This window comes from Candidatus Melainabacteria bacterium, from assembly GCA_003963305.1.
GTDB lineage: Bacteria > Cyanobacteriota > Vampirovibrionia > Obscuribacterales > Obscuribacteraceae > PALSA-1081.
In genome coordinates this window covers 128482-153548 of record RXJR01000005.1, presented here as the reverse complement: position 1 = coordinate 153548, position 25067 = coordinate 128482, and the positions used below count along the sequence as shown (strand labels likewise).

The 25067-nt window shown below is 50.6% G+C and carries 26 protein-coding genes; 12 read left to right on the top strand and 14 right to left on the bottom strand.

Features of this window, described 5'->3' with window-relative positions; genetic code table 11:
* The first annotated feature begins 16 nt into the window (after positions 1 to 16).
* Positions 17 to 1483, top strand: a complete 1467-nt coding sequence (locus EKK48_07665; GenBank protein RTL44153.1) for a glycine dehydrogenase subunit 2 — start codon at positions 17 to 19, stop codon at positions 1481 to 1483.
* A gap of 279 nt (positions 1484 to 1762) precedes the next feature.
* Here the strand turns inward: EKK48_07665 and EKK48_07660 are convergent, their stop codons facing one another.
* The 6 genes from EKK48_07660 to EKK48_07635 all read right to left on the bottom strand — a co-directional run bounded on the left by EKK48_07660 (position 1763) and on the right by EKK48_07635 (position 8565).
* A complete protein-coding gene (locus EKK48_07660; GenBank protein ID RTL44152.1) occupies positions 1763 to 2365 on the bottom strand; it encodes a hypothetical protein in 603 nt (200 codons plus the stop codon).
* A 269-nt stretch (positions 2366 to 2634) separates the two neighbouring features.
* Complete coding sequence (locus EKK48_07655) at positions 2635 to 4173, bottom strand: AarF/ABC1/UbiB kinase family protein (protein ID RTL44151.1); 1539 nt, start codon at positions 4171 to 4173, stop codon at positions 2635 to 2637.
* Between the two features lie 270 nt (positions 4174 to 4443).
* Complete coding sequence (locus EKK48_07650; protein RTL44150.1) at positions 4444 to 5169, bottom strand: ribonuclease PH; 726 nt, start codon at positions 5167 to 5169, stop codon at positions 4444 to 4446.
* A gap of 106 nt (positions 5170 to 5275) precedes the next feature.
* Positions 5276 to 6331 (bottom strand): hypothetical protein, encoded by a 1056-nt coding sequence (locus tag EKK48_07645; GenBank protein ID RTL44149.1) that lies wholly within the window; start codon positions 6329 to 6331, stop codon positions 5276 to 5278.
* Between the two features lie 111 nt (positions 6332 to 6442).
* A complete protein-coding gene (locus tag EKK48_07640) occupies positions 6443 to 6676 on the bottom strand; it encodes a hypothetical protein (GenBank protein RTL44148.1) in 234 nt (77 codons plus the stop codon).
* A 338-nt stretch (positions 6677 to 7014) separates the two neighbouring features.
* A complete protein-coding gene (locus tag EKK48_07635) occupies positions 7015 to 8565 on the bottom strand; it encodes a 2,3-bisphosphoglycerate-independent phosphoglycerate mutase (GenBank protein ID RTL44170.1) in 1551 nt (516 codons plus the stop codon).
* A gap of 155 nt (positions 8566 to 8720) precedes the next feature.
* Between EKK48_07635 and EKK48_07630 the strand changes: the two genes are divergently transcribed.
* The 7 genes from EKK48_07630 (at position 8721) to EKK48_07600 (ending at position 14769) form a co-directional block, all read left to right on the top strand.
* A complete protein-coding gene (locus tag EKK48_07630) occupies positions 8721 to 9548 on the top strand; it encodes a hypothetical protein (GenBank protein RTL44147.1) in 828 nt (275 codons plus the stop codon).
* A gap of 10 nt (positions 9549 to 9558) precedes the next feature.
* Entirely contained in the window at positions 9559 to 10281 is a 723-nt protein-coding gene (locus EKK48_07625) for a response regulator transcription factor (protein RTL44146.1), read from the top strand.
* A 10-nt stretch (positions 10282 to 10291) separates the two neighbouring features.
* Positions 10292 to 10951, top strand: a complete 660-nt coding sequence (locus EKK48_07620) for a hypothetical protein (protein ID RTL44145.1) — start codon at positions 10292 to 10294, stop codon at positions 10949 to 10951.
* A gap of 19 nt (positions 10952 to 10970) precedes the next feature.
* Positions 10971 to 12038: a DNA polymerase III subunit delta gene (holA, locus tag EKK48_07615; protein RTL44144.1), complete on the top strand. Its 1068-nt coding sequence runs from the start codon at positions 10971 to 10973 to the stop codon at positions 12036 to 12038.
* A 29-nt stretch (positions 12039 to 12067) separates the two neighbouring features.
* Positions 12068 to 12862, top strand: coding sequence for a TIGR00730 family Rossman fold protein (locus EKK48_07610; protein ID RTL44143.1), 795 nt, complete (start codon positions 12068 to 12070; stop codon positions 12860 to 12862).
* A gap of 119 nt (positions 12863 to 12981) precedes the next feature.
* A complete protein-coding gene (locus EKK48_07605; GenBank protein ID RTL44142.1) occupies positions 12982 to 13764 on the top strand; it encodes an electron transfer flavoprotein beta subunit/FixA family protein in 783 nt (260 codons plus the stop codon).
* Positions 13765 to 13785: 21 nt separating this feature from the next.
* Entirely contained in the window at positions 13786 to 14769 is a 984-nt protein-coding gene (locus EKK48_07600; protein ID RTL44141.1) for an electron transfer flavoprotein subunit alpha/FixB family protein, read from the top strand.
* A 104-nt stretch (positions 14770 to 14873) separates the two neighbouring features.
* Here EKK48_07600 and EKK48_07595 read toward each other — a convergent pair whose 3' ends face one another.
* From EKK48_07595 to EKK48_07585, 3 genes are all read right to left on the bottom strand, one after another.
* Positions 14874 to 16100, bottom strand: coding sequence for a flavodoxin-dependent (E)-4-hydroxy-3-methylbut-2-enyl-diphosphate synthase (locus EKK48_07595; protein ID RTL44140.1), 1227 nt, complete (start codon positions 16098 to 16100; stop codon positions 14874 to 14876).
* Positions 16101 to 16253: 153 nt separating this feature from the next.
* Positions 16254 to 16745: a DNA repair protein RadC gene (locus EKK48_07590; protein ID RTL44139.1), complete on the bottom strand. Its 492-nt coding sequence runs from the start codon at positions 16743 to 16745 to the stop codon at positions 16254 to 16256.
* Between the two features lie 144 nt (positions 16746 to 16889).
* On the bottom strand, positions 16890 to 18287 hold the full coding sequence (locus tag EKK48_07585) for an MATE family efflux transporter (protein ID RTL44138.1): 1398 nt from the start codon (positions 18285 to 18287) through the stop codon (positions 16890 to 16892).
* A gap of 114 nt (positions 18288 to 18401) precedes the next feature.
* Here EKK48_07585 and EKK48_07580 point away from each other — a divergent pair, with 114 nt between their 5' ends.
* Together EKK48_07580 and EKK48_07575 are read left to right on the top strand one after the other, a co-directional pair.
* Positions 18402 to 19670, top strand: a complete 1269-nt coding sequence (locus tag EKK48_07580; GenBank protein RTL44137.1) for a hypothetical protein — start codon at positions 18402 to 18404, stop codon at positions 19668 to 19670.
* A complete protein-coding gene (locus EKK48_07575; protein ID RTL44136.1) occupies positions 19663 to 20115 on the top strand; it encodes a hypothetical protein in 453 nt (150 codons plus the stop codon). Before EKK48_07580 ends, EKK48_07575 begins: the two co-directional genes overlap by 8 nt.
* A gap of 20 nt (positions 20116 to 20135) precedes the next feature.
* Here EKK48_07575 and EKK48_07570 read toward each other — a convergent pair whose 3' ends face one another.
* Both EKK48_07570 and EKK48_07565 read right to left on the bottom strand, forming a co-directional pair.
* Positions 20136 to 20705: a hypothetical protein gene (locus EKK48_07570; GenBank protein RTL44135.1), complete on the bottom strand. Its 570-nt coding sequence runs from the start codon at positions 20703 to 20705 to the stop codon at positions 20136 to 20138.
* 31 nt (positions 20706 to 20736) lie between these two features.
* The gene (locus EKK48_07565; GenBank protein ID RTL44134.1) at positions 20737 to 21414 is read right to left on the bottom strand and encodes a ribulose-phosphate 3-epimerase; all 678 of its coding nucleotides are present in this window, start codon (positions 21412 to 21414) and stop codon (positions 20737 to 20739) included.
* Positions 21415 to 21536: 122 nt separating this feature from the next.
* On the opposite strand from EKK48_07565, the gene EKK48_07560 reads away from it, so the two are divergent.
* Together EKK48_07560 and EKK48_07555 are read left to right on the top strand one after the other, a co-directional pair.
* Positions 21537 to 22757, top strand: a complete 1221-nt coding sequence (locus tag EKK48_07560) for an acyl-CoA dehydrogenase (protein RTL44133.1) — start codon at positions 21537 to 21539, stop codon at positions 22755 to 22757.
* A 23-nt stretch (positions 22758 to 22780) separates the two neighbouring features.
* Positions 22781 to 22993, top strand: a complete 213-nt coding sequence (locus EKK48_07555) for a hypothetical protein (GenBank protein RTL44132.1) — start codon at positions 22781 to 22783, stop codon at positions 22991 to 22993.
* Between the two features lie 38 nt (positions 22994 to 23031).
* Here EKK48_07555 and EKK48_07550 read toward each other — a convergent pair whose 3' ends face one another.
* From EKK48_07550 to cysE, 3 genes are all read right to left on the bottom strand, one after another.
* Positions 23032 to 23481 (bottom strand): hypothetical protein, encoded by a 450-nt coding sequence (locus tag EKK48_07550; GenBank protein ID RTL44131.1) that lies wholly within the window; start codon positions 23479 to 23481, stop codon positions 23032 to 23034.
* Between the two features lie 252 nt (positions 23482 to 23733).
* Complete coding sequence (locus tag EKK48_07545; GenBank protein RTL44130.1) at positions 23734 to 23970, bottom strand: hypothetical protein; 237 nt, start codon at positions 23968 to 23970, stop codon at positions 23734 to 23736.
* A gap of 136 nt (positions 23971 to 24106) precedes the next feature.
* Positions 24107 to 24868: a serine O-acetyltransferase gene (gene cysE / locus EKK48_07540; GenBank protein RTL44129.1), complete on the bottom strand. Its 762-nt coding sequence runs from the start codon at positions 24866 to 24868 to the stop codon at positions 24107 to 24109.
* Between the last annotated feature and the right edge of the window lie 199 nt (positions 24869 to 25067).

Sequence of the window (25067 nt, the reverse complement as noted above, 5' to 3'; positions counted from 1 at the left end):
GTTAGGCGCAATAACACTGGAGCATGAGATGGAAAAACTGATTTATGAAAAATCCCGAAAAGGAAGAAGCAGCACGATTCTTCCCCAGGTGAACGTTCCAGAGAAATCGTTGACTGACTTCTTGCCTGCCAAATACATTCGCAAAGTTCCGGCTGCCCTGCCCGAAGTCAGTGAATTGGATACGATGCGCCACTTCGTTCGACTTTCCAAACTTAACCACTGCATCGAGAGTGGCTTTTATCCGCTCGGCTCATGCACGATGAAGTACAACCCGAAAGTAAATGATGCCATGGCTGCCCTGGAAGGATTTCGCGAGTTGCATCCCTATCAGCCTGAAGATCAAATTCAAGGCGCGCTTGAATTGATCTGGAACTTGCAAGAGAAAATCGCGGCAATCGTCGGCTTGCCGGCTGTGACGCTGCAGCCTGCTGCCGGTGCTCACGGTGAGATGACCGGACTTCTGCTCATCAAAGCTTACTTCGAAGCTCAAGGTGAACATAAGCGCCGCAAGGTGATTGTTCCCGATACCGCCCATGGTACCAACCCGGCGACGGCGGCATTGTGTGGTTTTGAAGTCGTCGAGATCAAATCAAACGAGCGCGGACTGGTCGATATAGATGCTCTTAAAGCTGTGGTCGGACCTGATACAGCGGCCATCATGCTCACCAATCCGAACACGCTCGGCTTGTTTGAAGAAGAGATTCAAACCGTTCAAAAGCTGGTACACGAAGCGGGCGGACTTCTCTATTACGACGGCGCTAATCTGAACGCCATCATGGGTCTGGTCAGACCAGGCGACATGGGCTTCGACGTCTGCCACTTGAATTTGCACAAGACCTTTTCCACTCCGCACGGCGGCGGTGGTCCCGGAGGTTGCGCAGTAGCTGCTCGGGCCAAGCTGGAACCATTCTTGCCGAAGCCTGTCGTACGTCGCGAGCAGGAACGGTTCACGCTCGATTGGAACCGCCCTCAATCAATCGGTAAGGTGAAGGGCTTCTACGGTAACTTTGGCATCCTTGTGCGGGCTTACACATACATCATGGCGCACGGACGGGATGGACTCTGTCAGGTGTCGCGCGATGCGATTCTGAGCGCCAACTATCTCAAGGAAAAGTTGAAGAGAAACTTCGTCGTTGCTTACGGCCAACCTTGTATGCATGAGTTCGTGCTCTCCGGCAGTATGCAGAAGGAACGTGGCGTGGCTACCACCAACATTGCTAAACGCATGCTCGATTACGGTGTGCATGCACCGACCGTCTACTTCCCTCTGGTAGTGCCGGAAGCAATGATGATTGAGCCGACTGAGACCGAGTCGAAAGAGACTCTCGATGAGTTTGTTGAGATCATGCTCAAGATCGACGAAGAGACCAAGAATGAACCTGAACTCGTCAAATCGGCACCACATAAGACACCAGTGGGAAGATTGGACGAAGCTCTTGCTGCACGCAAACCTAACTTGAGCTGGCAGCCTGACAAAAACTGATATACGCTTGCAGCACTGTTCTGTGCTTGCACAGACCAGTGCGCAGACTGGCGCGGCTCGGTCCGGTCCATGACAGTGGCGGCGATTTGACGCAGGCCATTTCAGTAAACCGCACAGCTAGATAAGCACAGCTGGATCCCGCACAGCTAGTTACGCACAGCCGGATCCGCACAGCTAGTTATGCACAGCCGGATCTGCACAGCCGGATTACACATGAGAGATCACCACAGCTTCAGTTGTGGCAGCATCCAGATTCGTTTCAGCCGTGACTAATTGTGGCTAAAACACGTTCCGATATTCAATTTGAAACTTGACGTATGTGAGTTGTTCTTTCAACCGCGCAATCTCGCGCTTTGTGCCTTTGATAGGAGCCAGGCAGGCCAACGCAATAGCGTTTATAAAGAGAAGAGGTGTCATTGCCATCATCAGCTTGCTCATTTCATCGCCGATGAAGCCGTTGTAGCAGCGCATCGCCACATAGAATCCGAAAAGATTGGCCGTAAGAAAGATACCGCAGTGCATGTAGAGGAAAAGTCTTTCTCGGGCCAGGAGCACAATCAGCTTAGCAAGCTCGTCTTTGAGTTCCTGGGGCACATCGTTCTTCGGCTTGGCGAAATTCGGTGTTTTCTGCGGCGCTCTCTGCAATAACTGTGTCTTGACGCCGGTTGCGTGGTCCGCCGACTGCACCATCATGCCGGGGGTGCGGTGGGCTGCAAATGATTGAGCAAAGGTTCGGTGTTCGTTTTGACTGGTAGATTGGCGCTGTCTGCCGGGGGCTCCACATTCACCGCAAAATCTGGCAGTAATTTCCAGCGCTGTCGAGCAGTGAACGCAAGTTTCTGTCGCATGTCCGGTGTGGTTTGAGGTTAAGCTTAACGCCATATTTTCGTATCGTTACCTGGTCGTGCGAGATCTCTCAAGAGACCTCTTCAGTAACCTACCGAGCCCGCTGACGGCTCGAAACCTATGATATGCCTGATTCCGAAAAACTCCAGTCGATTTAATCGCTATCCGCCGCCCTTAGTGGTGATTTCACCATAGGTCGCCGATGTAGTGTCGTTTTTGACGCACTGGAATTATTACATCAGTATGAAGAGTGTGCAAGGGAATGCAACTATGTGAAACAAATTCTTGGATAAGTATTCGATCACCTAGACGATACTCGAGAGTTTCGCCGCTGCTTTGAAGAGCTTAATAGCCGCGTGGGGATTGAATTTCCCTTCAGTGAAGACTTCTTTGACGATGGCATTGCCAATGATGGCGTTATTCTTGAGCACCAGCCTCTGAGCATATGGCATAGCGGCGTCGATGAAGTTGAACTGTGGGTTGATCGACAGAGCAACGCCCTCGAGCGTCAGCAAGGCTCGCATTACATAGGTAAAGTCAGTCGGCAGGCGGAACGGATAGCGATAGCAGACTTCCGAAAAGTCGAAGAGCATCTTTCTGAACCGCACTTTGTTCATACCATCGGCAAAACGAGCTTCGACTATAGGTGACAGGTCGGCGAACAGAGCGTCTCTGTCTACATCATCGCTCAAGAAGCCCATGCCGACAAAGTCATCGATGAGACCGCGATAGTCACGTTGGATAACGTGGACCAGGGCGCTGACCAGATGCTGTTTCAGCTCTGGAGTCAGTCTGCCGACCATGCCGAAGTCGAAGATACCTATGCGACCGTCCGGCATCAGGCGCATGTTTCCAGGATGCGGATCGGCATGGAAGAACCCGTCTTCCAGCAACTGACGCAAATAGAAGTTGGCTCCGATCTTGGTGACTTCATCAGGTGTCATGCCGCTTTCACGAATCGCGTTTAGATCGGTTATGCGAGTGCCCGGGATGTATTCGATAGTGAGGACGCGTCGGCCTGTCAGTTTCCAGACGATACGTGGAATGCAGATGTGGTCGGCGTTTCGGAAGTTGTGCCTGAATCTGTCGGCGTTGCGACCCTCGCGAATGTAGTCTATTTCTTCAAAGGTGGTGCGGGCGAATTCGTCGACAACACCAGGCCAGTCCGTGTGCCGGCAGAGGCTTGGATAGTTCATGACCTCATCTGCAACGGCAGCCAAAACCTGCACGTCAGCAGCAATCAGATTGGGCAGTCCGGGTCTCTGGACTTTGACGACGACATCTCTTCCGTCTTTCAGAACGGCTTTATATGCTTGAGAAAGGCTGGCTGCCGCAATCGGGACCGAGTCAAACTCCGCGTACAGCTCTTCAGGCGCGCCGCCCAACTCGCGGGCGATAATTTCTCTGGCTTCCGCAGTCGGGAAAGACTCGACATTCTCTTGCAGTACCGCCAGTTCGAGCATAGCCGGCAGAGGCACCAGGTCGGCTCGTGTGGAGAGTGTCTGACCTATTTTTACGAAGGTCGGACCTAAATCGTTTAATTGCTTGCAAAGTTTGCGACCGAGAATACGAAGCTCGTCATATTGTTCGCTAGTCAGAGCGATCTCTTCAGGATCGCGATCGTCGGAGCGATCTTTCATGCGCTCGAACTCTTGTGTGTGATGCTTGGAAAAGCCACGCACGGCGTAGATAATCATCCACACGATTGGAAAGACTCTGAGAGCGGCTTTGTAGCCTTGAATTCTCTGGATTCGCCAGAAGACTCGCCACCAGGAGACAATGATCTTGCCCGCGGTGACGTCGCTAAACGCTTCGCTTATTGGATTGAATCCAGCACTGCCCATTTTGCTCCAGTGATTCCTGTTTCGGACCCGCTCTTGACCTCTAGTGTACGCGTACGGTAGCCGTTGTCAGAAGCGCTGAACATAAATTTTAGTTCGTAATGGATATGGGCCAAAAACACGCCAGCCGTAAGGCATGCGGCAGGCTAGTCTCAATGATGAATGAACAAAGATTGCGCGCCAAAATTAGCCGCAATTTTAAGTTACTGAAAATATCCGCTCGCTATCGTTGCCTATTTCACAGCCTGGCAGAGTTTGGAAAAACGACTCGATTCAGCGCTGTTTGAGAGCCGAATATTGCATGGCGATAATTTCTTTGACGCCCTTTTCGGCAACTGCCATCAGATCAGGCAACTTATTGTTGTCGAATGGTTTGGATTCGGCAGTGATTTGCAGTTCCAGAATCTTTCCGGATTCGGTAAGAACTATGTTGCTGTCCATTTCTGCCTGTGAGTCTTCCTGATAGTTGGGATCAAGGAGAATCTGGTTGTTGATCTGGCAGACGCTCACTGCTGCCATGTGTTCGAGCAGTGGCAAATCATCCCAGACACCTGATTTTCGCAGTTTCAGAAGGGCGTCATATAAAGCCAGAAAACCACCGCTGATTGCGGCAACTCTGGTGCCACCATCGGCTTGAAGAACATCACAATCGAGCGTAATCGTTCGTTCACCAAGGGCTCGCCGGTCGACCACGGCTCGCATACAGCGGCCGATTAGCCTTTGAATTTCGTTGGTGCGGCCTGAGGGCTGTCCGCGTGTCACTTCGCGCTGGGAGCGCTGCAAGGTGGAGCCTGGAAGAAGAGAGTACTCAGCTGTAATCCAGCCTTCGCCTTTGCCAAGCAAGAATGCGGGCACTCTTTCTTCGATCTTAGCGGTAGTGAAAACCTTGGTGTCGCCGAACTCGACGAGCACTGAGCCGTCGGCGTTTTTAGTAAAGTGCCTGGTGAATTTTATCGGTCTGAGCTGATCCCATTGCCGATTGTCGCGCCGCCGATGCATCCACACTCACTTTCTGCTGAAGTTGATTCCCATTTCAATTTCGTCAGTTTCCTGCCGAACCATCTTAGAATAACCCCCTAACATCCCTTAAGTATATGGGCCAGAATTATTCAGTCGCTGCCGGCCCTTGTTGACCGAAGCGCAAGCGACTGATCTTGGCTGTGCCTTTGAGGCTAAACTGCTTGCCTGGCACGACTTTCATGTCAGTGAAGCTGAACTGAATATCATCAGATTTGCTGCCCCATGCTGCCAGACCATTCACTTTTTTGACGAGCATTTCAGACAAAGTGGGTGAGATTTCGCTGCCGTTGGTGTTCAGGTGCGTATCGCTCACTGCGATCCAACCGTTTTCCAGACCCAATCTGGCATTCAGTTCAAGCGGCATGGGCATTGAACCTGTCCCCAGACCAATATTGGCATCGGTGGTGATTGAAACGCGATTCTGCTTTTGCAGTGTCACATTGGCGTTGCTCAAGGTGATACCAAAATTGGAGGCATTTGCGCCCAGCAAGCTGGCGATCATGCCGACCTTTTTATTGGCAGTAACTGAAAGTTTCTCCAGAGTCTGAGGGGCGCCAAGAAATGCATTCAGGCTTTGCTGACTGATTACGGCTGACACTTCCGCTTCTACTGGGGTTTTGAACTGCAAAACTTTGTCGTTCTTCATCGCCACGGGGTCAAAAGACATGTCGATAGCGGAGTTCAGGTTCAACTGGTCGAAAACGAACATTGGGAAATGCCCGCCCGTCACGGTTATGTTCAGCCCTTTCAGCGTGCCGGCCTTCATATCAAGGTCTGAGGCGATGATACGCATCTTGTCGATTGATGAATTTTGCAAACGAGCGTTGTCAATCTCCAGATCGACTTTACCGAATCCACCGTTGCTGATGTCCAGAAAGGAGAGAGGTGAAGCCGGAGTGGGCGGCACCGCAGGCTGTGCCAGGGGCGCGGGGCTCGGTACGATTGGCTGAGCTGAAGGCGCTGTCGGCATCACTTGCGTCTGAGGCATGAGACCCGGTAAAGCCTGCGCTTCCGTCTGAGCGAAACCGGGCAAGTTTACAGTTGCTCCGGTCGTCATTCCGATAATGAGAGCCAGTTTGGCTGCCAACCTGCCGTTATAGCCGGAGCGTGAGTTTTTGTCTGTTGCGTTCAAGACGAGCATCGGTACACCTGAAATTGCCATATGCTTGAAATTATAATGTGCAAAGCCACTCTCTGGTTAACCAAAGAGTGGCTAAGAAACCTGATTATTCAGATTACCAGTGCGACAAAACTACGGGGTAGTTGTTGTTGCTGTGCTGGTGCTTGTTGTTGTACCAGTTGTAGTTGCTGGTGCACCAGTGGTGGTGGTAGTTGAAGTGGAAGTCGCAGTTGCGTCAGGCGTAGCTGTCGTTGTGCTTGTCGTGGTTGTTGTAGAGGTTTCTGAAGAACCGCCACATGCCGCCAATGAAGCTACGAGTGCGAAGCTAGCCGCAGCAAGGGCGATGGTTTGGAATTTCGAAGTCATAAAGTCTGATCGTCTCCTTCTTTGCCTAATGAGATTGTTCGTTGTGTAATTCGAAAGGCAAACTAGTAACTTTTTGCCAACTCTGGAACGGCCGCAATTATACATTTAAATGAACCCGAGTCAAACCACTTGGAATGCATATCTGCTGCTAAAGTAACGTCTCCGCCTGGCATTCACGCGGCGGAACGATATCGACAAGATTGCTTACATATGTACTCATATCGATTGGCAAAATTGCCGCAAAGGCTGAATTCTCTTGACGCGCGGCGGATTGTAAAGAGAAATTCGCCGGCCGTCAATTTTTAGTGACGGCTAAGAGGCAATATTTTTAACGGTGATTATCTTTTAAAAAGAGAATTACCGGTCATTTGTCTGGGCTTTTCCATGCCCATGAGAGCAAGGACTGTCGGTGCTACGTCGGCTAAACTGCCGTCACCTAATTTGGTGCCGGTTTTCAAGCCGAGCGGGTCGGAGGCTTGAAAGTCTGCCACCACAAGTGGTACCGGGTTGGTGGTGTGAGCCGTATGCGGTTCCCCTGTGCGCAAATCGATCATTTGTTCGCAGTTGCCATGATCCGCTGTGATTACAAGTGACCCCTGAGCAGCGCTGGTCGCCTCGAGCAGCATGCCGAATGCTTCGTCGACTGATTCGATAGCGTTTACTGCGGCTTCGAGCATGCCTGTGTGACCGACCATATCAGGATTGGCGAAATTCAAAACTATAAAAGGATACTTGCCTGAGGCAATTGATTGACAAGCGACTTCGCAGACCTGAGGCGTTTGCATTTGTGGTGCCAGATCGTAGGTGGCGATTTTCAAAGAGGGAACCAACTGCCGTACTTCTTCATCGCATGCCGCCTCTTTGCCACCATTAAGGAAATAAGTGACATGGGCATATTTCTCGGTTTCTGCAGTGTGGAATTGTGCTTTGTGATGACACGACATCCACTCAGGCAGAGAGTTGTCTATATCCTGTGAAGGCAGTTGCGAAGGGTTGAAAGCCACCGGTATGTTGAGTGAACTGTCGTATTCGGTCATGCAGCCGTAGAAAACTGAGGGGACGACGGGCCGCAAAAATGGTTCGAAGTTCTCCTGAGTCAGGGCTCGGCTTATCTGCCTGACGCGATCTGGTCGGAAGTTGAAGCAAATCACTGCGTCTCCGTCCTGAATTGGTCTGGCTGTAACTATGCGAGGCAGCACAAATTCATCGTTGAGATTTTCGGCATAAGACTCTTCGACAGCTTTAGTCGCCGACTCTGCTGCCGGCGCATCACCAAGAACAAGGGCGCGCCAGTACTTTTCAATTCTCTCCCAGCGATTATCGCGGTCCATGGCATAGTATCTGCCGCAGACAACGCCGATTTTGCCTATGCCTGCAAGCTTTTCCTGCAGTTCTCTCATGAATCGCAGTGCCGAACGCGGCGGCGTGTCGCGTCCGTCCAGAATCGGATGCACCACCAGTTCATTGACGCCGTTGCGTTTCGCCAGTTCAATCAGGGCGTCGAGATGGTCCGGGCTTGAGTGAACGCATCCGTCACTGACCAATCCGATAATATGCAAAGCCTTACCCGGGGCTTTGGCAACTTCGGCTGCTTGAGCCAGAACAGGATTTCTGAAAAAAGTGCCATCTGCGATGGTGTTGCTTATTAAAGTCAGTTTTTGAATAACAACACGTCCGGAGCCTATCGTTAAATGACCGACTTCTGAGTTGCCCATCAGACCTGGAGGCAGACCGACGTGGATGCCCGATGCCTGCAATAAGCTGTTGGGAAATTTGGACAGCATATTGCTGTAGTTGGGGGTTTTCGCTGCTTTGATCGAGTTACCACGCTTTTCTTCGGTGTATCCCCAGCCGTCTAAAATCAATAAAGTTACAGGTGGCACAAGCAGTCTCCTCAATTGCAACGATTGACTGGCGATTGTATCTCTCTTTGAATCTCTTTAGATCCTGCCGTCAAGAAGTGTTGTTGGATATCTGAAAATACTCGACAGCTTTGGCTCGTACATCAGGTACTATTAGCACGCACGTCAGTCGTGGACTGGATATGCGTAATAAGCCGCCTAACGAAGCGTCCAAGAAAAACAAGCGAAGTGAGATTAAGGTTGCTGAACAGCCCAAACAAGCTCGCGTTGAAGTTTCGCTGAAAGACGACGGCGCCGTAAAACAACCGGCACAGAGCGAGCCTGTCCGAGATGCTGATTGGATTGCTGAAGCTTCTCACGAACTGCGATTACCAATAGCTAATTTGAAGTTGCTGATTGAGACTTTGCTTGATGGTGGTGCTCTGGAAGACGAGGCCACGGCAAGGCGCATGCTCTCGCGTGCCAAAACCGAAATCGATCGTCTGCAAAGTCTTGTTGTTAATTTGCTCTCTGTCGAACAAAGCGCTTCTCGGCGCGACGTTTCTAAGTTCTGGGTGCCGCTGGAAGCGCGGGCCAACTATGCCGTTGAGACGACCAGAAAGCAAGCGTCCGAAAAGAATATACGCGTTGATGTGCAGGTTGAGGGCGGATTCTATATCTATGCCAATCCTGAGCAGCTCGATCAAGTCGTTCTCAACCTGGTTGAAAATGCCATTAAATTCACGCCTGAAGGCGGTGTCGTCACCATCAAGTCAGGCGCCAAGCCAGGCATGTTTTCAGTGGAAGACACGGGTATTGGCATGCCGGCCCAGGAGATTCCCAAGATCTTTCAGCGCTTTTATAGAATCGATCGGGCTGCATCACGAGGCAGTACAGGACTGGGATTATCAATCGTGAAGCATATAGCTGATTTGCACGGTGCTAAAATTAGTGTGATCTCCGAAGAAGGGCGCGGCTCTGTCTTCCAGTTAGAATTTCCATCGCCTCGAAGCGTTGGTGCCAGTCGTTGAGAGAAAAGAAATGACCACCAGTGCACAAAAAGTGATGCTTGTTGATGATGATGAAACAATCATCGACACGCTTGAGTTCAATTTGAAGAGACACGGTTTTGCTGTCACGGCATTCAACCGGGGCGAAGTTGCGCTTGCCAAGTTTGATGAACTGTCCCCTTCGCTCGTCATTCTGGACTGGATGTTGCCCGACATGGTTGGTCCTGAAATCTGCAAATTGATTCGCTCAAGATCGTCTGATGTTCCGATTTTGATGTTGACTGGACGATCCAGCCCGGCTGATGTTGCCACCGGACTCAGTGCCGGGGCCGATGATTATCTGGCTAAACCGTTCAGCGCCATCGAACTGCTTGCCAGAGTGCAAGCGCTGTTGCGCAGGGCTGGAAAAGCAAGCGGCAAAAACGCGCGCATCCAACTTGGCGATCTTGTGCTCGATAACGAAGCCAAACTTTTACTCTGGCATAACAAGCAAATCGACTTGTCGCCTAAGGAATTTAGCCTGCTACGAACCCTCATGCAGAATGCCGGCAAGACTCTATCAACGGAAACCCTGCTCAATCAAGTCTGGGGAGCTGATTTTGCCGGCGATGTGAAAACAGTTGCCGTGCACGTTCGCTGGCTCAGGCAGAAGTTGGAAGCGGATCCTAAAAATCCGCAATTACTGGAAACTGTTCACCGCTCTGGATATAGATTGAATCCACCGGGTGAAAAATCAAAAGACCTCAGTCAATAGGAGTGGTGCTGTGAAAGTCGAAGCGATAATGCTCTTCAAAGAAGATGTACTGACTCTGGGTCGGTTGGTGGAACGCACCGTCGAACAGATGCTTCGTATGCTCAGAAAAGATCCAAGTGCGGATCTTGAGCAGATTGAGCAGCAGGAAGTGGCTATTAATCGCATGTTTACCGAGATTGAGGAAAAATGTCTGGATCTTTTGCTTGAGAAAGATATGCTGCAAGAGAAGGATATTCGCACTTTGTTTGTCAGTGCCACGATCGCCCAAAAGTTCGAGCGCATGGCAGATCATGCCAACAGAGTGGCAAGAATCGGCTCATGGGCACGCGAGGACAAATTGGACGTGCCTGCTGAACTGCCTGAGATGGCTGATGTAGTGCACAAGATGGTGCAGGAAGTGCTGCTGTGCTACATCACAGATTCAGCGCAAAAGGCACAAGAGATTTTAAAGCGAGACAGCCAGGTCGATTATCTCGATGACGTTCTGTCTAAGAAGCTGCTTTCTGACCTGGGATCGCAAGATTCCGCCAGAGCACAAATGCGCGCTCAGTTTCTGTTCGGCGGGCGCTTTCTCGAACGCATGGGAGATCTGGCTGCGTCTATCGCCAAACGCAGTTACTTCATTGCTACCGGTGAACGGTTGAAACCTGAAGCAAGCGGTATTGCATAACTTCGTGTAGGAAAGACATTTGCCAGTATTGATTGTTGCCGGTGATGAAGAGTTCGAACTTTCCAGGCGAGTTCAGGATTTGCGCGCCACTCTGGTTGATTCAAACTGGGCTTCGGTGAATTTTTTGCGCCTCGATAATCCGCCCCTGCAAGAGATTATCGAAGCAGCGGGGACCTTGCCCTTTGGTCCGGGCAATAAGCTTGTGCTCATCGATCGCTGCGAGTTGTTTACGAAAAAGCGCTCCAAAAGCGGCGATGAAGGCGGCAAATCCGAATCCGAAGGTAAGGGGAAAGAGAAAGACAGAGAACGCCTCTTAGATGATCTGGAAAAGTCACTGGCATCAGTGGCAGCGAACACGTATGTGATTTTTGCCTGCCCTTTCAATCTCGATCAGACGCTGAAAACCACTAAAGCAGCGCAGAAGCACGCCAAAATTGAAAAATTCGAGAAGGAAAAATTCTACGTTGGCAGTCCCAACGGCAAGTTGAGTTCGTGGTGTCGTACCGAAGCAAAACGGCACGGTGCGACCATTGAAGATCAAGCAATCACATACCTGCTTGACGGCACTGAAGCTAACTTGAGGCAGATCGCAGCCGAAATCGAGAAAGCGGCTATCCACGTTTTGCCTGGAAATCACATTACCTATCAGGCTGTCGTTCAACTCAGTCCATACCATTCACATGTTTTTGCCCTGGCTGATTACTGGTTGAGCGGCAAAGGCAAAGAAGCCCTTGCCAGCGCGGAAGAACTTTTGACCAGGCAGAGTGCTATGCCAATTATTGCCACCATGCAAACGATGATCTCAAAGTGGATACTGATGAAGTCGTTGTGCGAGAAGTTCAATCACGACTTGCCTACTCCTCCGGGGGTGCTGCGCCGCGAATTGCCGATGAATGAATTAGTACGTCGGGTGGCAGGCGAACTCAAGGCAAAGGAGTTTATGATAGAAAAAGATCTCAAGAGAATCTCCAAGATCCCGTTGGAAAGACTGATCGAAAAGCGCCTTGATTTGACGAGATTGGAAAATTCGATCAAAACGGGGATGATTCCTGAGAGTCATGCCTTGCAAGTTTTTCTTGCCGGTTAAACAATATCGAGTGATTCGAGGAAGTAAGTATGTCGGACACACAATTCGTCTTAGATGAAATGACTGCGCGCGATACGTGGCGCATTTTCAGAATCATGGCCGAGCTGGTCGAAGGCTTCGACGAATTGTCAAAGATAGGTCCGGCCGTATCGATGTTTGGCTCAGCTCGCTGCGGACCTGATTCTGAGGAGTATAAATTAGCGGAGGTGATCGCCCGCAAGCTGGCTGAAAGAGGTTTCGCTGTAATCACAGGCGGCGGACCGGGAATTATGGAAGCCGGTAACAAAGGTGCACTCGCCGCCGGCGGTACATCTATTGGGTTGAATATTCAACTGCCGCGCGAGCAGCAAGGCAACCGGCATCAGACTGTCTCTGTGGACTTCAAATATTTCTTTGTGCGTAAATTGATGTTTGTCAAATACGCCATGGCATTTGTGATCATGCCGGGTGGTTTTGGCTCGCTTGACGAATTATTCGAAGCCCTGACATTGATTCAAACCCGGCGTATCAAGCACTTTCCGCTCTTTCTGGTCGATTCCAAATTCTGGCAGCCGCTCCTGGATTGGCTGCGCACTGATGTTGTGCGCCGAGGCTTCCTTTCAGAAGTCGAGCTTGACCTAATAACCGTCGTTGACGACCCGGATGAGCTGGTCGAACAAATTGTCTGGTGTGACCAGGAAAAATGTTATCTGTCTGAGCACGGCATCCTTACTTATCCCAAGCGCAACGGTTCCGGTGCAATTGTAGAGTCTGGTTCGACGACCTCGGGCTCGTCGGCTGGCGTTGAAACGCCGCATAACAACAGTCTGGACGAGAAGCTCTAGAAAAGAGCGCTCCCTTTACTACCTGCTGCCAATTCCTAATTAAGGAATGTGGTAAAAATCCCGGTTTCCGCGCCGCGAAACTTATAATTTCTTTGCGTAAATTGGCAGGAGGAAAGTCCTTGAAGATTGCTGTGTGTGTGAAAGCCGTGCCTGACACGGAAGCTAAGATCGTCGTCAGCGCCGACAAGACGAATATCGACCTAAGCGGTGTGCGTTTTATCACTAGCCCATACGATGAGTTTGCGGTCGAAGAGGCTTTGAGAATCAAAGAGAAGCACGGCGGTGAGACGGTCGTGATCTCGATGGGTGGAGATGAGTGCACAGACGTGATTCGTGACTCGCTTGCCCGTGGCATCGATTCAGCGATTCACTTGAAAGATGACGATTTCAAGAATTTGGACCCTCTGAGCACCGGCAAGGTTCTCGCTGCTGCCATCAAAGATGGTGGCTATGATGTTGTTCTTTGCGGTCAGCAAGGCGTCGGCGGCGACAACAACCAGGTGCCCTCGATTCTGGCTGAATTGCTCGACTTGCCTCAAGCGACAGTGTTGATGAAGCTGGAAATCGAAGCCGGCAAATTTAAAGCCGAGCGCGAAGTCGAAGGTGCACATGACACAGTAGAAGGTTCACTGCCTGCTGTGTTCAGCGCCCAGAAAGGACTGAACGAGCCCCGCTACTCATCGATCAAAGGTGTAATGGCTGCTCGCAAAAAAGAAATTGCTGTCAAAGATGCAGCCGCTCTTGGAGTGAAAGGAAAAGTTGGTGGAGACCAGCGCAAAGTCAAATTGAAAGAGATGCTCATGCCTCCAGATCGCCCGTCGGGCAAGAAGATCGAAGGCGACCCCGATACTCAAGCAAAAACACTGGTTCAGCTGTTGCGCAGCGAAGCACGAGTTATCTAACCTTTATTCTAGGAGAAAGAAATGTCACAAGGTATTTTGGTTTTCATTGAACAGCGCAACGGTCAAATTCGCAAAGCCAGCGCTGAAGCACTGTCTGAAGCTGTGCGTCAGGCCTCCAAGATGAATGAGCCAGTCAGCGCAGTTGTTGTTGGTGAAGGTGCGAAAACCGCGGTTGCCGAGGTCAATAAGTACAAACCAGGCAAAATCTACACCGTTGAAGGCGCAGATTTCGCCAGTTATTCGACCGAAGGATATGCCGCTGCTATTGCAGATGCAGTAGCTAAAGCTGATCCTAAGTTTGTCTTTGCCGCTGTAACGGCGCTGTCTAAAGATTTGATGCCGCGAGCAGCGGCACGCCTGGATGCACCATGCGTTTCGGATGTGAGCGAATTGAGAGCAAACGGCTCAGGTCTGGAAGCAATCAAGCCGATGTACTCCGGCAAAACACTGGGTGTATTTGAATTCAACGCACCGCTCGCTTTTGTTACTTTGCGACCGAATGTGTTTCCGGCTAATGAGCAGGATGCCGCTCACCAGGCGACTGTTGAAGAGCTTTCTGTAAAGCCGGCTCAGGTGCGAGCCAAAGTGACCGCCACGCATTCTGCAGAAGGTCAGAAGGTTGAACTGAGCGAAGCCGCTATCATCGTATCTGGTGGCAGAGGCATCAAGGGACCGGAGAACTGGCCTATCTTGCAAAATCTCTGCGACGTTCTGGGAGCTGCACTTGGAGCCAGCCGCGCCGTTGTGGACGCAGGTTGGATCGATCATGGACACCAGGTCGGTCAAACAGGAAAAACTGTAAGCCCTCAGCTCTACATTGCAGTCGGCATCTCTGGCGCGATTCAGCATCTTGCCGGAATGTCTTCTTCTAAAGTGATCGTGGCGATAAACAAGGACCCTGAAGCACCAATATTCAAATACGCAAACTATGGCGTTGTTGGTGACGTTATGGAAGTTGTACCGAAAATTACTGAAGAAGTACGCAAGCTTCACGAAAACAACTAACACGGTAAGTTTGGCTGAGCCGATTGCTGGTCTCACCAGATTTGTCTTGAATAAGCTGAATCGAATGCCGCGCTTTCAAAGCGCGGCATTCTACTGTGGTGATCTTATTTCACGGGTGCGGTCAGCCCGAATTTATTTTGCACATATGAGTCGAGCATCTTAATAAATTCAGGCACGATTGTCGCGCCACTAAGTGTGGTGACATGTTGACCATCGACGAAAACAGGTGCTTTGGGATCTTCGCCTGTGCCCGGCAGTGAAATGCCGATGTTAGCGTGTTTAGACTCACCAGGTCCGTTAACAATACAACCCATTACAGCCACTTTGAGCTCTTCTGAACCGGGGTAGAGTTTTTGCCAGGTGGGTCTTTTCTCAACGAGATACTTCTGAATGTCTTGTGCCATTTCCTGAAAGAGGGTGCTTGTTGTTCGCCCACAACCAGGACAGGCTGTCACTTGCGCCGTGAAAGAGCGAAGCCCGATTGATTGCAAAATCTGCTGGCAAATTTCTACTTCTTCGGTGCGGCTTGCCCCCGGGCGCGGCGTGAGGCTGACGCGGATAGTGTCGCCGATTCCATCCATCAGAAGTACTGCCAGTGCTGCAGTCGACGCTACAGTGCCCTTCATGCCCATACCCGCTTCCGTCAGACCCAGGTGCAGAGCATGGTCGCATCTCGCTGCCAGTCGCCTGTAGACTTCTATCATGTCTGGGACTTCAGAAACTTTGGCGCTCAAGATAATTTTGTCTCGGCTCAGTCCCAGTTTTTCTGCCATTTTTGCTGACTGAATGGCACTTTCTACAATGGCTCGAATCAGCACTTCGTGCGAATCGACCGGCTCAGGAGCCTGAGCATTTTCGTCCATCATTTTGGCGAGCAAGTCTTGATCTAGCGAGCCCCAGTTGACTCCGATACGCACGGGCTTATTCCACTTTAAGGCGGCATCGATCATGCGTTGGAAGTTCTCGTCGTGCTTTTCGCCCCAGCCGACGTTGCCCGGATTGATTCGGTATTTTGCCAGCAGTCTGGCGCAATCGGGAAAGTCAGTTAGAAGCAGATGACCGTTGTAATGAAAGTCGCCGACGATAGGTATATCTAGCGATTGTTTCTCCAGTTCAGAAACAATTTTTGGCACAGCTGCCGCCGCATCGCGAGTGTTGACGGTGATGCGCACAATTTCTGAACCGGCCTGAGCAAGTTCTTTGATCTGTTGTGCTGTTGCCTTGTAGTCTTCGGTCGGTGTATTCGTCATTGATTGCACAAGCACTGGCGCGCCTCCGCCAATGACGGCATTGCCTACTTTGACCGGCACCGATTCGCGTCTCTTGACCATTGTCAAACCCCTTGGATAGCCACTAAATTTTAAATGAAAGTGCTGTTGCAATTTCGCTTTGTAATGAAGGTTTCCCTCCAATCTGACCGGCTCTTAACGATCAGCCTGTCTGCAGTTAACTTTGTCACTCGAAATCTTCAGTCTGTAACAGTTTTATTTTTGCCAGAGATGCGGCATGTTTTCGCGCAAGCTGTAAACATCATCTGATTGGAGAGGGCTGACAATCAAATGATCGATGACTGCAATGCCCATCAATTTGCCGGCATTGAGAAGTTGTTTTGTTGTGTCAATGTCTTCTTTGCTGGGAGTAATCGTCGAGCCACTGGGATGATTGTGGCAAACGATGATTGCGTAGCTGTTAGCCATCAGTGCGGCTTTGAAGACTTCTCGTGGATGCACAAGGCTGGATGAAAGTGTACCGTGAGATACCTCATGAATGCCTATCACCTCGTTTCTTGCGTTTAGATGCAGGCTGAGGAAGTATTCTTCACTTGCCTGTCTGAGCGGCTTCAAGAGCCTGCTGGCGTCCAGTGGCGATTGGATCGGATAGGGCTCGCGCGCAATTTTGTGTTCGTTGACCAGGCACAGCCGAATTTTCGGCACACCATAGTCGAACTTTTCCAGCAGGCTCTGTTTTCTTGCCATGATTCACCTCTGTAAGCGTTAATAGCTAAAGCCGCAAAGGCTGAAACGTTGTCTCTTCCGCCCTTGCTCTGACATTAGTTACTACGAAGAAATCATCGAAAAAGTTCAAAGCTCGAACAAATTTGTCCGAGCTTTGATCGGTGATCAGACCTTCTGGTTCTTCCAGATGCCTGTTTTGAAGCGCCAGATAGCGATCAAACCAATCACCATGGCTGTGGATGACATCGCTGTCCACGTACCGCTTGGTCCCCACTGCAGTGTCACCGTCAGGTAATACGCCAGCGGCAGTCTTACGGCGGTCAGGAAGAAGCAGCTCACCCACATCGGCCAGTTCGTGTAACCGGCTCCTTGCATTGCACCGAACAAGGTAATCCATGCTGCCACGAATGGTTCGCAGATGCCGATGATACGCAGGTATGACGCTGTGTGCTGTACGACAGTTTCGTCTGCACTCATTACCCGGGCGATCTGCTCTGCAAAGCAGAACATCAACACTCCGCATAACAAGTTGAAGGCGCTGCCCACAGCTGCCACCTGCCATCCTGCTTTCTCAGCTCTGTCTGGCTGTTTTGCTCCGAGATTCTGTCCGACAATGGTGGCGATGGCCATGCTCAATGCATGTATGGGCAGACCCGCTACCATCTCTTCCAGTCTCAGACCGATAGCCCATGCCGCCTGGCACGAGGTCGGGTCTTTGGTCTGGGCAAAGATGAGGAAGAGAACGAAGTTTCCTCCGACCCATGCGATGTCCTGGATACAGGCTGGGATGCCTATCTTCATCAGTCGCACAATCCACTCTTTGTTGAAACCAGTGTGCAAGATGAGCTTTGGATTCAAACAATCTCCGATGTCGGATTTGCTCAGAATGTACAGCGCCACTGCCGTTCCGATTGTTCCAGCCAGAAGCCAGGCCATTCCGAACCCGGCGATGCCGAAGTGGAACGGTCCAAGGCAGAACGTGAAGTCGAGCGCGATGACGAGCGATACCATCAAAATCCATATAGCCATAGGCGTCTTCGCGTTGCCTTTAGCTCTGAATATGGAGTTTGTGATCCACAACATCGTGAACGGAATCTGTGACCAGATATCCCACTTCATGTATTGCCAGCCCAGATCCTCCACCTTGGGTGAAGAGCCAAGCAGGTGAAAGAACGGCTTGGCGAGCAGGAAGCCGACCGTTGCGGAGCTTATGCCGAAAAGCAGTCCGAATACGAGTGACTGTCTGGCTGCCTCGATGGCGCCTTCCATGTCTTTCGCACCCCAGTAACGGCTGACGATCGCAGTTGCGCCTGCGCACAGTGCCACGGCCAGCATGATCATGAAGAACCAGACCTGCCCACCGACACCGATAGCGGCTTGCACGTCGCTGCCTAACTTGCCGGCTACCCAGACATCGACGAAGCTGGCTGCAGCAATTGTGATCATCTGCACGAGCGAAGGCCAGGACATGTGCCAGATGGCTGCCCACGTCGAGCCGGATGTGATCACGGAATCCTGACCATCCTGCACGCAAATATCTTCAAGCTCTTGAAGTGCAACCATACCTAAAGCCCGCACGAAAAATTTATGGACGAATCTCTAGCGTAACTAAAGAGATGACAATAGGAAAGGGGATATCACGAAAAATTGTCATTAAGGATGTGATGCTAGGATCTAGTGGGCACAGAACTAAAGCGTGCGCTTGCTTTTACGGATTTGGTCGAGAGTACACATTTGAAAATTGTTGGTGACAAATACAACTCGGACCTGAGTGCGTTTCCTCCGCTCTCGGCAGAAGACTTCTGGTCGATGTTGCAGAAGTATCTTTTATTCGACGAACCATCAAGTCGCTGCACTCGCTTGAAGAAGTTTATGGCCAGGCAGCTGAAGTATTCAGTTGCCAGAGAGAGAGACCTGAATAATGCCAAACAGGATAAGCAAGACGAGCTTTTTGACGCTATTTACGGGGGGCGTCCAACTCCAGATTCTTCCAGGCTTCTCAGCGTTCTGTTGGCTCTCGAGGAGATTGGTTGTTTCGAAGAGATTGCTTTTGCCAGTTGGGCTATCGAAAGCGGTGCTTCCGAGCCGAGTCAGGGACATTCCTCGCAATTCCGGCGGGGGCTTGAGACTTGGTTTCAAGATGCAAATTTATCACCAGGTCAAATTCACTGGCTTAATCATTGCTTCGTGGCGACGCCTGATTGGTCTTATCTGAAAGGTGATGGACCATGGAGCGGCAGTATGCTGGCAGCCTTTCTGCTTGCGGCGCTGAAGCAGATTGACGAGAAATTCATCGCTGAAGCCAAATTCGATGCTAAGTTTTTCGCTTCAGTGCATGCTGGATTCCTCAGACTTCTGCAAGTCTTCAGGTCTGATTTGCCTGGTGGCTTTATGCCGCGAACGATTGTCATAGTGGAAGGACCAACTGAGGAGGTACTATTGCCTCGTTTCGCAAAGGTCATGGGAGTTGATTTCCAGAGCCAGGCATTTATGATTGTCTCCGCTGGCGGTGCCAAACAAGTGGCGAAACGGTATCTATTTTTGCGTGATCTCGTCGCTTTGCCGATTGTCTGTATTCTGGACAGAGATGCAGAAGAGCAGGCGTCTCTTATCAGTGATGCAGTTCGAGATTGCGACAGGCTTTTCGTTCTCAGGTCAGGTGAGATCGAAGATACTTTTGACACGGCCACCTTCGCTCGTCACTTGAATAAATATCTGGAATCATTTCATGGTTTAGTTCGCCCGGTTGCGCCTGATGAGATTACCGGTAGAGGCAGTCGCAAAGCCGTTTTAAACAAGTTATGGAAAGAACGAAAACTTGGTGACTTCGATAAAATAGCTTTCGCTAAATCTATCGCCGATAGTCTTGATACCGCCCGTGATGTGCCCGAAGAATTTGTGCAGATAGTGAAGTTCCTGGCTGAGGTGGCGGCGGAGAATGGCTGAAACTACTGTAAAAGAGAAGAAGAAAACCGGCGGCGCCAAAATTGCAGCAATTGCCTCTACCGTATTATGGATTTTAGGTTTTGCTCTTGCGTTTGTAATACCAGCACGTTCTCCACTTGGTTGGGTACCTGATGGGATGCTTCTGGTCGGATTTTTCCCCTTGCTGTATGCCTGGAAACCAGGATGGCCCTGGGTTGTCTTCGGCGTTCTCAACACTATCATCGGATTTCTTCTACTGGTTGCCTTTTACATTCCAGATACGAATTTCACTAACGACATGATTATCGTGCGGAAGCACCTGGCCGAGCAGCATTCGCCTTTCACCTGGATGACTGTGGGCATCCTGTCTATAATTTTCGGCAGCATCCGCATGGTTCTGCACTTGTTTCAGTGGATCAAAGCGAAAACGGCAAGACCTTCGTCTGTTGAAGCAGAGAGCAAATAAGAGAAACTCGATTTCGTTGCTTAGTAGTTCTCGGCGCCCGGCGCTGTCTTGCCGTTTGCCACTTGTTGATTCTCTTCAGGCATTAGAACACGCGCCAGGAAACGATCTTCTGTCTCCAGCATGCGCGGTTTAGTACCGCAGATATTGCTCAGGTGCTTCATGCCCTGTACTTTCTGGTCCATATACTGGCCTTTCTTGGCTATATACAGCCACTGGCGCACTGCAAGATTGTGCAATTGAGGGTCTTTAGGCGTCTGGTGCGCTAACTTCTTTTCCATCGCTTCGGCGTACAAGATGCGACCGTCCATGTCTTCGGGCGACATCTCGACCGACCTGGCGAGAACCGAGATCGCTTTGTCCAGTTTATTGACGCGAATCAATTGTTCGCCTTCCATGCGCAGGGCGCTTGAACTGGATGTGCTGATATCCAGGATCTGATCTGACGAAACAGGAGCCTGTTCTGCGTGAACGATGGGGGTGGTGTCTTGCGCAAAGTCGATATCTCTTGCAAGCGCGGGCTGCAAAAGTGATCCCGCTGCAGCAAGTGCAACTATGGTGAGAGTCTGGATCTTCAGGATGTCGCTTCGCATTTGTAGCTCCCTTTCCTTACGTCTGCTCGAATTATTTCACACTGCCGGCTGGTGTCGGCGTTATATGCAAATCGGCGACCGCCTTATTGATATCGCTGGCGCCGTAAATTGCATTGCCGGCTACTAGCACGTCTGCACCAGCATCTACGACTACGCGCCCCGTGGTCGGATTGATGCCACCATCGACGGAGATACGCACTTCAGGATGACCGGCGTTCTCGAGCATCGATTTTACTGTTTTGATTTTAGGCACCACTGCTTCGATGAATTTCTGCCCTCCGAAACCAGGATTTACAGACATTATCAGAACCAGATCGAGGTCATCCAGAACATATCTTATCGTCTCAGGCGACGTGCCGGGGTTTAAGGAAACACCAGCTTTTTTGCCGAGCTTGCGTATGTGAGAGAGCGTTCTTTGCAAATGTACGCATGCTTCGACGTGCACTGTAATGTAGTCGGAGCCTGCTTCGGCGAAATCTTCCAGATATCGATCGGGCTCGACTATCATCAGATGAACATCGAGCGGCAAACTGGTCTGCTTGCGAATTGCTCGCACCACAGGTGGTCCTATTGTCAGGTTCGGTACAAATTGCCCGTCCATGACGTCAACGTGTATCCAGTCGGCGCCTGCGCTCTCTACTCGCTTGATCTCTTCGCCAAGCCTGGCGAAGTCTGCGGACAATATGGAAGGAGCTACCAGAACAGCCATGTTTTTGTGCCTGAAAATCGAACGTCGCGATGCCACTGCTCGTCAATTGAGCGGGTTGTGCATATCATGACTACCCTGCAACCTCCGGTCAAGTGGAACCTGACTGGTTTTGCGCTTTTGAGATGAACTTCTTTTTAGACGGTTCGGACCGTCTGGAGTTGGCTTGTTCTGCGTGGATCTCAAATAAACTGTTGTATGGAATATATGCAGAATGTAACGCGCCCAGGCGCGGAGGAAAGATTATGCCGGACTTAGCATTGACTGAAGAGCAGCAAGAATTTCAGAAGCTGGCGCGCGAGTTTGCTGAAAACGAACTGGCGCCAAAAGCATATGAATGCGATCAGCAGGCAAAGGCTCCCGAAGCACTGTTGAAGCAGTTGTGGGAACTGGGACTGGCGACAACGTTGATTCCGGATCAATTTGGTGGGCTTGGTTTATCTCTTTTGGAATCTTGTGTCATCGCAGAGGAGCTGGCTGCCGGATGCAGTGGCATTTATGGGGTTGTCGAGGCTAACACTCTGGCGCAGATGATTGTGCTTGCGTTGGGTACAGATGCTCACAAGAAAAAGCTTTTGCAACCTCTGACCGAGTCACCAATCTTCGCCGGTGTTGATGTTAATTTGTTTGCCTCGACCGAGAAGAAAAACGACTCTCTCAAACTCAAAGACGGAAAAGTCCTGAGCGGTGAAGCGGTCGTGGCAAATGGTGTCAATGCAGACTGGTTCGTGGTTTCCCCAGGCGGATCTCCTCGCCAATTCTTCGTTGTTTCAAAAAAAAGCGCTGGTGTTGAATGTGGTGCCACTGCTTTCTCGGTCGGCAGAAAAGCTTTGCCGCTCACGTCGATAAGGCTGAACAATGTTCAAATCGCTTCTGACGATATTTTTCAAGCCGATCAACAGATGCTCAAGCTCTTGCAAGATCAAGCCGCTTGTTTGCTTGCTTCCGGTTCGCTTGGTATCGCCTGTAGTGCAATGAAAAATGCCATTCAATATTCAAAGGAGCGAAAGACATTCGGCGTGCCGATCGCCCAGCATCAGGCTGTAGGTTTCATGATTGCCGATATGGCCAAAGATATTGAAGCGGCCAGACTTCTGATTTATCAGGCTTGCGCTATTGCCGGTGCCGAGCAAACCGGCCTGGTGTCGGCTGCAGTGGCGCGGTCGTTTGCTCTGGACATGGCGATGAGAATCACTACTGACGCGGTCCAGGTCTATGGCGGCTATGGATATTCGAAAGAGTATCCGGTCGAGAAGTTGATGCGTGATGCGAAGTCTTATCAAGTCTATCAAGGCAGTAGCGTCGATTCTAAAGTGGAAATCGGTCGTCAGCTTGTTCATCAGTAGCTTCGCAAGCCGTGTTAGATGATTTGAAAAAAGGCCAACTGCTGCTCGTTAAGGCACCACCTTATTACGAGAAGGAATACTTCTACGAAGTGACTGGTGCCGGAGGCAAGCAAATTCGCGCCAGCCTCTATCACTCGCCGAAAGTAAAAAAGTCCTGGAGTGCAGAGGAATTCAAACTGTTGGTAGAGATGGGTATGGTTCGCCTGGCTCGCGACGACGAGCGTCCCACTACATAAGGTGGATGCGTCTGGATAGCCAGGAAAAGGCTAACGAGCTAGTGCCTGTGTCTCTTCCGATGTTTCTTTGAAGCGGCTTTTGCGTTCGCGGCTTTCGCTTTGGCTTTGGCGTCGGCTTCTGCCTTGGCTTTTGCTGCAGCTGCGTCCTTATCTTCGTCAGTAGGCGCGTCAGGATCTTCCAACTCATCAGCCGGGCTGCCTGTAAGAGTCTGTTCTACTACATTTGCATTTTTGCCGAGAATGGGCGCCAGGACCGTGTGAATCTTATGGGGAAACCATGTCTGAACGGTGAATCGAACGGCACAGAAAAAGAGCGCCACTCCGATGAAAATATAAATCGCATGTTCCGACATGCTTTTAACGTGCTTGCGGAAGCGCGTCGGTTTGCGCGAGCTGTTGAAGTTGTTTGCGGAAAGATTATCGTCCAGCCGGCGAGTCATGTCCGCCTGCTTGATGCCGCTCTTTAAACCGCCGCCCATTTTGCTCATTTCGTTAGCCGAAGTGTGTCTGCCGCACACTACGCAAAATTTGAGTCCGAAATTAAGAGTGGCACCACAATACGGGCAAGAGGCTGGCATCTTTTACTTGATCATTCCCCGACTTCGTTGAAAGCGCGAGTAGTTGTATCGTCAGGTTCCACTATAGCACCTTGTTATGCCGAGTTACGCGGGTTCCGTAACTTAGACAAACCGGTCAATAAGCGGCATTCTTCTGAGAAGGGGTGGTAAAAATCTGGAGGCTCAAAAATCGGACGGCGTAGCACCGGCATCAGTGGCACAGTATCGATTAAACATCTCTGATATCGATTCTTTGTCGTGCGATAGAGTTTGCTGCTTACTATTGAGTTGGACGATGCGCTCTTTTAATTCCTGAATTTGCTGCTGAATCACATTGACTTCTTCTGTGATTTCAGATTCGGTCAGAGTAAGCGCTTCGGCAAGCGTAGCAAATGCCTTTTCTAGCTCGCTTTCAGCCATTGAGTTTCCTTTCTCCGAAAAATAGGTGGGCTACATCCAGATGTTTTTGCACTGAGTTAATCTGCGCCAACACCGTCAGGAATATATTACCCAGATTCGCAACCTGATTTGTCACTTGATTTCAAGTTCGGAGCCTCTAAATTCCAGCGCCGTGCAAGAAAACGTCGACTGGATCGGTAGAAGTGGGCGAAGTGGGGCTTTCTTCTTCTTCGTTTACAGGTGGGACCGGTGACGAAAGTTGCAAAGATTCCATGCAGGTCATGACTGATTGCAGTTGCTTCTCCAGTTTGCGAATTCGGTCTTTCAGGCTTTTGATGGCTTCAGCTTCGATATCGGGCACTTCATCTTTGACTTTTTGTCCGTCCCGATAAATTACCCGCCCTGGCACGCCGACAACGACCGAGTTGTCCGGAACGTCCTTAAGCAAAATGGAGCCCGAGGCGATGCGAACGTTGTCGCCGACCATGATGTCTCCTTGAATCTCGGCGCCACTGCCCACCACTACACCGTTTCCCAGTGTCGGGTGGCGCTTTGTGCCCCGCGTGGTTGAGCCCATGCGGGCTGCGGCACCAGCTCCCAGGGTGACGCCCTGGTAGATGGTGCAGTCGTCGCCAATGATTGTGGTCTCTCCAATCACAACTCCCATGCCGTGGTCGATAAAAACGCGACGGCCTAAAGTTGCCCCCGGATGGATTTCGATGCCTGTTGTGACGCGGCTGAAGTGTGAAACGCAACGAGCCAGAGTGTAGAACTCATGAGTCCACAGCATATGCGAGAGCTGGTGAAGGGTGACGGCGTGAAACCCTGGATAGCAGAGAACCACTTCCAGCCTGGATCTTGCTGCCGGATCCTGGTCGAAAATGGCGTCGATATTCTCTTTTATGCGTCTGAGGATCATGCGGAAATGCTCCAAATTCAGATTAGTATTGCCTCTTGACAAGTTTGAAAAGGTTTAAAAAAGCCCCTGAAAAGGGAATCTATGTAATTGAACGAAATTTTTCACATTAATAATGTTCGGAAACAGGGTGTCACGTCCGTTTAACTGCGTAGTTTCCCCATGTCTACGGGGGTTTTAAGGATTATTCTGGGTTAAAAGT